The following is a 10,852-nucleotide window of genomic DNA, read 5'->3' on the forward strand; positions in this document are numbered from 1 at the left end:
GGCTGTCTGGCCGGTCTCGATCAGAGGTGGAGTGATGTCTGGGAGTACCGAGGAATTGTTCACCTGGAATCCGCGCTCAGGCGGCCTTGGCCATGTCGGGATCGAAGACGACAGCCTGCGGGACGGATTACAGGGTGCTTTTGTGCACCACCCGCCCGTCGATGTGAAGAAAACGCTCGTCGAGTCCTCCGCGGCGATCGGGGTCGAGGCGGCCATGCTCGGATTTCCGTCGAGTTCGCCGGACGCCCGTGCGGAGGCCGCCGAGCTCGTCGAGCACCTCGACCGCCGCGGTATCCCGATGGTTCCGCGCTTCCTGGCGCTGGCCGACCCGGCGAGCATCGCCGCGGTCACCGCGGTCAACCGCGGCACCGACCGGGATGTGTGGGCCGACTTCTTCGTCGGGTGCAGCCCGCTGCGGCGGCGCATCGAGGGCTGGACGCTGGAGAGCGTGCTCGACCGCATCGCGGACGCCGGGTCGGCGGCCCGTGCGGAGGGCACCAGGTTCGGCGTCAGCCTGGAGGACGCCACCCGCACCCCGCCCGGGGAACTTGAGCAGATGGTGCACACGGCGGTCGGTGTCGGGGCGGAGGTGCTCACCGTCTGCGACACCGTCGGGGAGTCGACACCCGGGGGCGCCGCACACATCGTGCGGACGGTGCGGGCCGCCGCACAGCAGGCGGCGGCCGCGCTGCCGCCCGCCGACCGCGCAGAGGTGAAGATCTGGTGGCACGGCCACGACGACCGGGGGCTCGCGGTGGCGAACGCCCTCGCGGCCGCCGAGGCCGGGGCCGACACCCTCAGCGGCGCCTTCCTCGGCCTGGGGGAGCGGGCGGGTAACACCGCGCTCGAATCGGTCCTGATGTACCTCTACCAGGCAGGACATCAGGGCTACCGGATGGACCGGGTGGTCGCGCACTGCCGTCGGCTCGCCGAGGCGACCGGCACCCCGGTGCGGCCCAACGCCCCCCTCATCGGCGACCAGGCCTTCGCCACCTGCACCGGGACCCATGTCGCGGCCCTGGTGAAGGCCCGGCGCTGGGGACGGGACGCCGAGGACCTGGTGTTCTCCAGCGTGCCCGCCGCGGCGCTCGGACGCAGCCAGTCGATCATGGTCGGGCCGACGAGCGGCCGCGCCGCCGCCCGCGAGGCGCTCGCCTCGGTCGGGGCGCTGATCGACGACCGGAACGTCGACGCGGTACTGGCCCGCGCGCGCTCAGGCGACCGCTGGCTGGAACCGTCGGAAATCCGTGAACTGCTCGACGTCGGAGGTACGCCGGCATGACCCCGCAGACCATGACCGCCAAGATCCTCGCGCGGGCCGCGGGCCGGGACCATGTGGTCGCCGGGGAGATCGTCGAGGTCGGCATCGACATGGCCTTCACCCACGACCCGGTGTGCGAGGGCCTCCGCCGCGAGTTCCGCGCCGCGTTCGGCCCGGACGCGACCGTGTGGGACCCCGGCCGGATCGCCCTCTTCGAGGACCACCTCGTGCCGGCCAAGGACGCCGAGTCACGCCGGCTCGCCGCGGGCATGACGCAATTCGCCACCGAGCAGGGCATCACCCACCACTACCCCTACGGCGAGAACTACGGCATCTGCCACGTGATGATGTGCGAGGAGGGACTCGTCCAGCCCGGGACCGTGGTGCTCGGCACCGACTCGCACTCGGTGACCTACGGGGCGTTCAACGCCTTCGGCACCGGCGTCGGCATGATCGACATGGTGAACGCCTTCTACACCGGCGATCTGTGGTTCCGGGTCCCGGAGACCATCGAGGTCCGTATCGAGGGCGAACTCCCGCCGGGCGTCCTGGCGAAGGACGTGATCCTCACCCTGATCGGCGACCTCGGCATGGGCGGTGCCTCGGGCCGCTCGATCGAGTTCACCGGCTCCACGATCGACACGATGTCGGTCGAGGAGCGGATGACGCTGTGCAACATGGTCGTGGAGGCCGGCGCGGTCAACGGGATCATGTCCCTGTCGCCCGCCGCCGCCGACTACCTCGCCGCCCGGCCGCGTACCGTCGCCTACGAGCCGGTGACCAGCGACCCCGGTGCCCCGGTCGCCCGGCGCCTGGAGTACCGCGCCGAGAAGCTGCGCCCCGCCGTCGCCTACCCGCACCGGCCGGACAACGTGCACTCGATCGACGAGGCGATGGCCGACCGCATCGCGGTGGACCAGGTCTACATCGGGTCCTGCACCGGAGCGAAGTACGACGACATCGAGATAGCCGCGGCCGAACTCGCCGGCGGGCACGTGGCGCCCGGAGTACGGCTCATGATCGTGCCGGCCACCATGGGGATCTACCGCCGGCTGGCCCTGTCCGGCACGATGGCCACGCTCCTCGCCGCCGGCGCCGTCGTCGAGTCGCCCGGCTGCAAGGCGTGTTACGGCGCACACGGCGGGGTCGTCGGGGACGGCGAGGTCTGCCTGTCCACCACCAACCGCAACTTCCGCGGGCGGATGGGCAACCCCAAGTCCTCCGTCTACCTGGCCTCCCCGATCGTGGCCGCGCGCAGCGCGCTCGCCGGCCGGATCACGGAGTAGCCGATGACACCGACAACGGAACCGACGGTACTCATCCTCCCCGGCGAAGGCATCGGACCGGAGGTCGTGGGCGCCGCCCGCCAGATCCTTGAGCACGTCCTCGACCGCGCCGGACTGCCCGCCACGATCCGCGAGCACGCCGTGGGCCTCCCGGCGTACGAGCGCACCGGGCAGTGGCTGCCCGACGCGGTACGCGACGAACTCGACCAGGTCGCGGCGTCACCGCACGGCGCGGTCCTGTTCGGCGCGACCGCGGACGAGCCGATCGGCGAACTGCGCAGCCGCTACGACCTGTTCGCCAACCTCCGCCCGGCCCGCCCGCTGCGGGCGCTGGGCGAGGTCTCGCCGCTCCGGCCGGAGCGGCTCGCCGGTGTCGACCTGCTGCTCGTGCGCGAACTCGTCTCGGACGTCTACTACGGGCGACGCCGGACGGGGTCCGACGCCGGACAGCGGTGGGCCGGACAGGAGATGTACTACCGGGAGGACGAGATCCGCCGCATCGTGCGGTGCGCCCTCCAGCACGCCGAGACACGGCGCCGCCGCCTGACCCTGGTGCACAAGGCGAACGCCATCCCCGATGTCTTCGGGCTGTGGCTGGACGTCCTCGCCGAGGAGGCGCCGGCCTACCCGAAGGTCGAGATCCGGGACATGTTCGCCGACACGATGGCGATGCAACTCGTCCTGCGGCCCGCCGACTTCGACGTCCTCGTGACCAGCAACCTGTTCGGCGACGTGCTCTCCGAGATCACCGGCGCGGTGTGCGGATCGCTCGGGCTGCTCCCGTCGGCGACGCTGAGCCCCACCGGGTTCGCGCTGTACGAGCCGGTCGGCGGCACGGCCCCCGACATCGCCGGCACCGGACGTGCCAACCCGCTCGGCACGATCGGCTCCGTGGAGCTGATGCTGCGCCACACCTTCGGCGCACCGCGCTGGGCGGACTTCCTGGCCACCGCCGTCGAGCGGGCCGTCGAGACCCACCGCACCCCCGACATCGCCGGGCCGGGGAACCCGCCCTGCACCACCGACGAGATGGCCGCCGCGGTGCGCGACGCGTTCGACGCCGTGGTGGCGGAGGAGGCGACTGCGCGATGACCCCACCCACGCCCGGCGGACCGGGCGCACCCGACGGCGACGCACCACAGGACTACGACGACGCGGTGCGCCGCGCCGACTACCGCGGGGTGTTCGGCCCGGAGACCACCTTCCTCGGACTGCCGCGATGCGAGCAGAGCCCCGCGGGCTACGCCGGCGCCGATGTCGTGATCCTCGGCGCGCCCTTCGACGGAACCACCTCCCACCGGCCGGGAACCCGGTTCGGCCCCCAGGCCATCCGCCGCACCGACTACCTGCCGCACGTCCCCTACCGCCCCCATATGAGCCTCGGCATCGACCCGTTCAGCGAACTCAGGATCGTGGACGCCGGGGACGTGCCGACCCCGCCGGGGGAGACCGAGCGGGCCCACCAGCTCCTCGAACGCGCGGTGAGCGAGGTCGTCGCCGCCGGGGCCATCCCCTTCACCCTCGGCGGGGACCACAGCATCGCCTGGCCGACGATGCGCGGGATCGCCGGCCGGCGCGGCGCCGGAAGCTTCTCGGTGCTGCACTTCGACGCCCACGCCGACATCGGGGACACCAGCGACTTCGGAGCGAAGTACGGACACGGCACCGTCATGCGCCGCCTCCTGGAGTCCGGCACCGTGCCGGGGGACCGGTTCGTCCAGATGGGACTGCGCGGGTACTGGCCCGGACCGCGCACGCTCCAATGGGCCGCCGGGCTCGGGGTGCGCTCGGTCACCATGTCCGAGCTGCGCTCCCGCGGCCTAGACGCCTGCCTGGACGAGGTCCTCGGACAACTCGGGGACACCCCGCTGTACCTGACGATCGACATCGACGTCGTCGACCCGGGCATGGCCCCGGCGACGGGGACGCCCGAACCGGGCGGGCTGACCAGCCGTGAACTGCTCGACGCCGTAAGGATCTGCGCCCAGCGCACCGACCTCGTCGGCGCGGAGATCGTCGAGCTCTCGCCGCCCTACGACGGGCCGGGGGAGATCACGGCCTATCTCGCGAACCGGGTGGTGCTGGAAGTGCTGGCGGGGATGGCGTGGAAACGCCGCGCCACGTCAGCCGACAAGGGAGGGATGCCGTCGTGATCATCAGTGGCCTCGCCTACGGGGTGGGGGACTTCGTGGACACCGACGTGATGAGTCCGGGCCGTTTCGAGCCCTACGAGGGGCCGGAGCAGCTCGCACGGATCGCCTTGGTCGACTACCCGGCCGAGACGCCGTTCGTCGATCCGGAGACGGGCAGTTCGCCGTACACGGTGATCTTCGCCGGGACGGAGTTCGGCTGTGGCTCCAGCCGCGAGACCGCCCCGCAGGCGCTGCACCACGCCGGGGCCCGCGTGGTCATCGCCAAGTCCTTCGGCAACATCTTCTTCCGCAACTGCGTCAACATGGGCCTGCTGCTTCCCGTCGTCGTCGACCACGGCTTCGACGAGTCGATCACCGGTGCACCGGTCCGTGTCGATGTCTCCCGCCGGGTCGTGACCTGTGCGGACCGTCAGATGGAGTTCGCCGACCTCGGGGCCCTCCAGGGCATCGTCGACCGCGGCGGCCTCACCCCCTACACCCTCGACCGAGTCCGGGCCGGACAGGGAAGGCGCGTCCGATGACAGCAACTCCGCACAGCAGCCGCCCCGTTGCGCTGCGCCCCGACGTCGTGGCCGAGCCACTGATCGACCACTGGTACGCCTGGTCGCACCTGCTCTCGCCGGGCACGGCGGCGCGCAACATCGCCCGCCGCCAGCTGCCGATCATGACCTCGTACCTGGCATCCCCGGCGGTCCACCAGCGATCGTCCCGGACACCGGCGCTGGCCGGCGGTCCCTTCATGGACCTCGGCGACGGAGACCGCTCGGCGGACGTCGAGGCCCTGATCGAGACGACCCGGCGGCGCGCCGCGCGGCTGCTGGAATTCGACGGCGCGGTGGACGAGCTCCAGGAACTGCTCGCGAAGGCCGGCCCCGGCGTACCGCTCGAAGGGCTCTACCCCCTCGTGCCGGAGCCCCTCAAGGGCTATGTGGAGCTGGTCTACGACCTCCAGGACAACGCCTCGTTCCGGCTGATCGAGGCGCTGCTGTACCGAAGTGACTACGCGTCGACCGACGGGCAGGCCCTCGCGCTGGAACCCCTCCGGGCCGACCGCCGCCCCTTCGCCCTCTCCACACCCCGTCTCGACACCGACGAGCGGACCGTGCTGCCGGTGCCCTTCCACCACCCCGGCGTCGACGTCATGTTCTCGACACTGCGCACCCCGAGGCCGTTCGGCGAGGTCGCCGAGGCCCTGGAACTCACCCCCGACGCGGCGGCGCGGCTGGCGCGCTACTTCACCGAGGCCGAGGCCGAGACCCCCGCGACGGCCGCGCGCAGGGAACCCGTACGGGAGCCGCGCATCCGCTACCTCGGACACGCCTGCGTCCTGGCCGAGAACGACCGGGGCGCGGTCCTGGTGGACCCGCTGCTCCCACCCGCGTTCCCCGGCGCCGGCCCCCGCCTGACCGACAGCGATCTGCCCGACTACATCGACCACGTCCTCATCACGCACGGCCACCAGGACCACCTGGTACTGGAGTCGCTGCTGCGCCTGCGCACCCGGATCGGGACGATCGTCGTGCCCCGGTCGGACGCGGGGTCGCTCCAGGACCCGTCGCTGCGGCTGGCGCTGGAGGCCGCGGGCTTCCCCCGGGTCATCGAACTCGGCGAGCTGCAGCAGACCGACACGGCGATGGGCCGGATCACCGCCGTGCCCTTCTTCGGCGAGCACGGCGACCTCGCCATCGCCAAGTCCGCCTGGCTGCTGGAGTCCGACGGCAGGTCCGTGCTCTTCGCCGCCGACACCGCCACCGTGGACCCCGACGCCTATGCGCATGTGCGGCGGGCCATCGGCGAGGTGGATGTGCTCTTCCTGGGCATGGAATGCGAAGGGGCCCCGCTGACCTGGCTCTACGGTCCGCTGTTCACCCAGGAGCCGGCGCGTGAGATGGCCGTGCGCCGGCGCCTGAACGGCAATGACGACCTCGGCGCCATGGCCCTCGCCGAGGCACTGGGGTGCGGCCGGGCCTATGTGTACGCCATGGGACACGAGCCCTGGGTCTGGTACCTGACGACGACCACCTTTGACGAGAACGCGGTGCCGGTGCAGGCGGCCGAGCGGTTCGTGGCGGCCTGTCGCGCCCGGGGGATCGAGGCGCAGCGCCTGCACGGCTCCTGCGACCTGCCGTGGTGACGGGGCACATCCGCACCGCCCCGCCGGTGTGACCCGCAGGTGAAACGGACCGTGCCCGGCGCGGATCACCGTCGCAGCCGACCGGTGCGACGCATCCACAGAAAGGAGTGGTCGTGACTTCTCTCGAAACCTCTCTGGAGCCGCAGGTGGCCGAACGGCTCATCCGTGGCCGGCGCGCGGTCCGTGCCTACCGACCCGACCCGGTCCCGGACGCGGTGATCACCTCGGTGTTCGACCTGGCGGCCTCGGCCCCGTCACACTCCAACACCCAGCCCTGGTCCGTCGACGTCCTCAGCTCCGGCGCCCGCCAACGGCTCGGCGAGGCCCTGGTCCGGGCCGCCGAAGCGGGGAAACCGAGCCCCGATTTCCCGCTGCACCCGTACACCGGGACGGCCGCGGAGCGCAGTTACGCGGCCGGCGCCCTCACCTACGAAGCGCTGGGCGTCGCCCGTGACGACCGTGCCGCGCGGCGCCGGGCGTTCCTCGCGGGGCTCCGCTTCTACGGGGCGCCGCATGTCGCGCTGCTCTCGGTCCCCGCCGACGCCGACGAACGCATGGCGGCCGACCTCGGCATCTACGCACAGACCCTGATGCTCGCCATGACGGCCCACGGCATCGCCAGCTGCCCGCAGGGCGTGCTCGGCTTCTACGCCGACGCCGTCCGCTCCGTCCTCGGCCCCTCCACCGACAAGCTGCTGTTCGGCGTCTCCTTCGGCTACCCCGAGCCGGAGGCCGTGGCCACCATGCCGGCCGTCCCCCGCGCACCGCTCACCGAGACCACCCGGTTCCACGAGTGAACGGAGCCGGGTGACCGAGCGGCCCCCGGGCGCCCTGCGCCGATGAAAGAATCGGTACATGACAGCCGCAACCGGTGACTTCGAGTTGACCACGGACGAGCTGCGCGCCGTGGCGCGCTACGCCGCGGAGAGCGCTCAGGACGTCCTTCCGGTGTTCGAGGCGGCCCTTCCCGGCGATCCACGGCCGCGCGCGGCCGTGGACGCGGCCTGGGAGTTCGTGAACGGCGCACGAAGGACCACGCTGCAGCGCGTCACCTCGCTGGACGCCCACCGCGCCGCGAAGGAGGCGGACACCGAGGCCGCCTGTCTCGCGGCCCGCGCCGCCGGCGACGCCGCGGCCGCCGCCTACCTGCACCCGCTCGCCAAGGCCACCCAGGTCGGCCACATCCTGCGCGCGGCCGCCTGCGCGGCGCGCGTCGCCGAGCTGACCGCCGACGTCCCCGACGCCGCAGAAAAGGCCATCGAACAGGCCCGCCAACGCGCCACCCCGCTCCTGAAGGACATCCTGAGCCGCTATCCCGCCGCCCCACACGGCAAGAGCCGCGTGGCCCACCTCATGAGCACCCTGGACGCCGCCCTGCGCACGTCCGGCTGAGGGAGGGTGAGCGGCCGGCGCCCTTCGACGGTGCGGGGCGTGGTGCGGTGTCCCGCGTGGCGAGAACGAGCAGCACGGCCGCCGCGCTGAAGACGAGACCGACGACGCCACGACAACGGGGGTGCACCGCACGGAAGTTCACCGAGCAGGCCGACGGCCACCGGGCACCGGGCCGACCCGACCGTTCCCCGGCAGCGGCCACCTCTGCCTCGGGGCCGGGGAAGGCCTGGCCGAGACCGGGGCCCGGCCGTTCGCACTACGGCTGCCGTGTCGGAGGATGCCCGCTGTCCTCCGTACGCGGCCTCGACGCCGGGACCCGTGCGCCGAGGGTGTCCTCGCCCTCCGCCGGCGCGCCGATGCTCGCGCGCAGGAGCGGTCCCGACACGATGGTGGTCACGACCGCCATCACGACCATCAGCGAGTAGAGGCCGGAATCCAGGAGCCCTAGGGAGAGGCCGACCGTCAGCAGTACCAGTTCGGTCAGGCCCCGCACGTTCATCAGTGTGGCGAGCCCCATGGACGACCGGTGGTCGAGGCGGGCGGCCCGTGCCGCGCCGTAGACGCCGAGGAGCTTCCCGCCGCTCGCCACCAGCAGGATCAGCACCAGCTCGCCGAGCGCGGCGGCATCGAGGTACGAGAGATCCACCCGGAACCCGGCGACCACGAAGTAGATCGGCATGAGGAAGGACGCCAGCGGCTCGACGGAGGTCCCCAGTCCCTCCCGGAACCCCCCGGGCAGCCCGGTGCGGGGGACGACGAGACCGAACAGGAAGGCTCCGAAGATCAGGTGCAGTCCCATCCACTCCGTCGCGGCACCGGAGGCGAGCACGCCCGCCAGCACGAGCAGCACGACCGCCCGCTGCGGCAGCCGGCACACCGCCCGGCTGCGCAGCAGCCGCGGGACCAGGAACACCATGGTCGCGGCATAGGGGAGGAGCAGGAGGAGACGCCAGGAGTGCCCGTCCGTCCCGACGACGGCGACGACGACGGCGAGCACCGTCCAGGCGATCACATCGCCCACGGCCGCCAGCGCCAGCGCCAGCCCGCCGATCCGGCTGTTGAGCAGGCCGCGGTCGACGATGATCCGGGCGAGGACGGGGAAGGCGGTGACGGCCATGGCCGTGCCGAGGAAGACGACGAACACCGCGGGCTGCCGGCTCGGGTGAGCGTCGAGCAGCCAGAACGCGAACAGCGCCCCGAGCCCGAACGGCACCACGAACGCCCCGATGCCCAGCCAGCCCATCGCACCTGCCTGCCGGCGTACGACGCGCCGGTCGAACTCAAGCCCCACCAGGAACATGAACAGCGCGACCCCGATGTTCGCGAAGGCGCCGAGCAGCGGGCGGATGTCGGCCGGGAAGAGCGTGTCGGTGAGTCTGCCCCCGAACAACGTCGGTCCGAGGAGCACACCGCCGATGATCTCCCCGACCACGGAGGGCTGGCCCAGGCGACGGGCGAGCCCCGCCATCGCCTGGCAGACGAGGACGAGCACGGCGAGCGCGAGCAGCAGCGAGCTGGCGTCCGGGGCGCTCATCGCGCCGCCGCAACGGTGCGGAGGGAAAAGAACATCACGGTCTCCCTTTCCTTTCTCGGCAATTCCTGGTGGCTGGTGGGCCGGTGACCGGTGGCTGGTGCCGGTGGCCCCGGAAATGTCGCCCGCGCCGTACTAATCGACCGAACTGGGCTCACGGCGCAGCTCTCCCGACGACCGCAGGCTGCTCACGCGCGAGGCCACGGCGCTCGCGATGACGCGCTTGGCCCGGCCGAGGTCATCGGACAGGACGATGTCCTGAACCGTCCGCAGATCTCCGCCCGGACTGATACCGACCTCGTCGGAAAGGACCTGACAGGCTCGGTGGAAAACCCTGAGGGACTGGGCGCGATGGCGTGACAGGAAGAACGCCAGCATCAATTGCTGATACAGGATCTCGTTCAGCGGATACCGCGTCAGATGGAGCGAGAGAAAGTCGATCACCTCGTGGCACAGACCGGCGCTGAGCTGTGACCAGGCGGTCAGCTCGACACAGTCCGCGCGGGACTGCTGCACCCACGAGTCGAAGCTGCCGAGGATCGGCCCCGAGTAGGCCCCGCCGAGCAGCGTGCCACGGCAGAGCGAGAGCCCGGCTTTCCAGTCGCGTGCCGCCGATTTGTAGTCGCCGTTCACCATGCTGCGGTGGCCGTCGATCCGGTGACGGTGGAACGACTGGAGATCCAGCTGCTCGCCGTGGAGACGCATGAGATACCCCGGGAATTGGCTCCATATCACGTCGCTCTGTGAGGTGTCGCCGAGTTGTTGGCGCAGCTTGGAGATGTGTACGTAAATCGCGTCGCGTGCCCGCTGCGGCGGCTGGGCCCATACCTCACCGATGAGATCGTCGACGGTGACGATGTGTCCCGCCTTCACGAGAAGAGTGGCCAGAATGATCGCCAGGTTCCGGGAGCGCATGGAGCGCGGTTCGCCGTCGACGACCAGGTGGAGCGGCCCGAGAATTGCATAGTGCACGGAACTGGACCCTTCGCATGGCATGCCTCATGGGCATGCGAATTCGGCATCGAAGAGGTGTGTGGGGGAGTGGCGTCGCGTCAGTGACGAAGGGCCGGTCTGGGCCATGCCGTGAGGGGTGCC

General features: G+C 71.6%; 10 protein-coding genes. 8 read left to right on the forward strand and 2 right to left on the reverse strand.

The window, feature by feature from the left end; translation table 11 throughout:
* Window positions 1-34 precede the first annotated feature (34 nt).
* The 8 genes from ACGFN2_RS02535 (at window position 35) to ACGFN2_RS02570 (ending at window position 8,226) form a co-directional block, all read left to right on the forward strand.
* A complete protein-coding gene (locus ACGFN2_RS02535; protein ID WP_393356944.1) occupies window positions 35-1,282 on the forward strand; it encodes a hypothetical protein in 1,248 nt (415 codons plus the stop codon).
* Window positions 1,279-2,547, forward strand: coding sequence for an aconitase/3-isopropylmalate dehydratase large subunit family protein (locus tag ACGFN2_RS02540; protein WP_362602035.1), 1,269 nt, complete (start codon window positions 1,279-1,281; stop codon window positions 2,545-2,547). Before ACGFN2_RS02535 ends, ACGFN2_RS02540 begins: the two co-directional genes overlap by 4 nt.
* A 3-nt stretch (window positions 2,548-2,550) precedes the next feature.
* A complete protein-coding gene (locus tag ACGFN2_RS02545) occupies window positions 2,551-3,639 on the forward strand; it encodes an isocitrate/isopropylmalate dehydrogenase family protein (RefSeq protein ID WP_393356946.1) in 1,089 nt (362 codons plus the stop codon).
* A complete protein-coding gene (speB, locus tag ACGFN2_RS02550) occupies window positions 3,636-4,700 on the forward strand; it encodes an agmatinase (RefSeq protein ID WP_362602040.1) in 1,065 nt (354 codons plus the stop codon). Before ACGFN2_RS02545 ends, speB begins: the two co-directional genes overlap by 4 nt.
* Window positions 4,697-5,221, forward strand: coding sequence for a hypothetical protein (locus tag ACGFN2_RS02555; protein WP_393356948.1), 525 nt, complete (start codon window positions 4,697-4,699; stop codon window positions 5,219-5,221). The genes speB and ACGFN2_RS02555 overlap by 4 nt, the downstream gene beginning before the upstream one ends.
* On the forward strand, window positions 5,218-6,834 hold the full coding sequence (locus ACGFN2_RS02560) for an MBL fold metallo-hydrolase (protein ID WP_393356950.1): 1,617 nt from the start codon (window positions 5,218-5,220) through the stop codon (window positions 6,832-6,834). The genes ACGFN2_RS02555 and ACGFN2_RS02560 overlap by 4 nt, the downstream gene beginning before the upstream one ends.
* Window positions 6,835-6,947: 113 nt before the next feature.
* Window positions 6,948-7,631, forward strand: a complete 684-nt coding sequence (locus ACGFN2_RS02565; protein WP_362602048.1) for a nitroreductase — start codon at window positions 6,948-6,950, stop codon at window positions 7,629-7,631.
* A 58-nt stretch (window positions 7,632-7,689) separates the two neighbouring features.
* A complete protein-coding gene (locus tag ACGFN2_RS02570) occupies window positions 7,690-8,226 on the forward strand; it encodes a putative immunity protein (protein ID WP_393356953.1) in 537 nt (178 codons plus the stop codon).
* A 256-nt stretch (window positions 8,227-8,482) separates the two neighbouring features.
* On the opposite strand, the gene ACGFN2_RS02575 is transcribed toward ACGFN2_RS02570, so the two are convergent.
* Window positions 8,483-9,760, reverse strand: a complete 1,278-nt coding sequence (locus ACGFN2_RS02575) for a cation:proton antiporter (RefSeq protein WP_393356955.1) — start codon at window positions 9,758-9,760, stop codon at window positions 8,483-8,485.
* Between the two features lie 132 nt (window positions 9,761-9,892).
* On the reverse strand, window positions 9,893-10,729 hold the full coding sequence (locus ACGFN2_RS02580; RefSeq protein ID WP_393356957.1) for a BTAD domain-containing putative transcriptional regulator: 837 nt from the start codon (window positions 10,727-10,729) through the stop codon (window positions 9,893-9,895).
* Between the last annotated feature and the right edge of the window lie 123 nt (window positions 10,730-10,852).

This window comes from Streptomyces sp. NPDC048612, assembly GCF_043199295.1.
Lineage (GTDB): Bacteria > Actinomycetota > Actinomycetes > Streptomycetales > Streptomycetaceae > Streptomyces.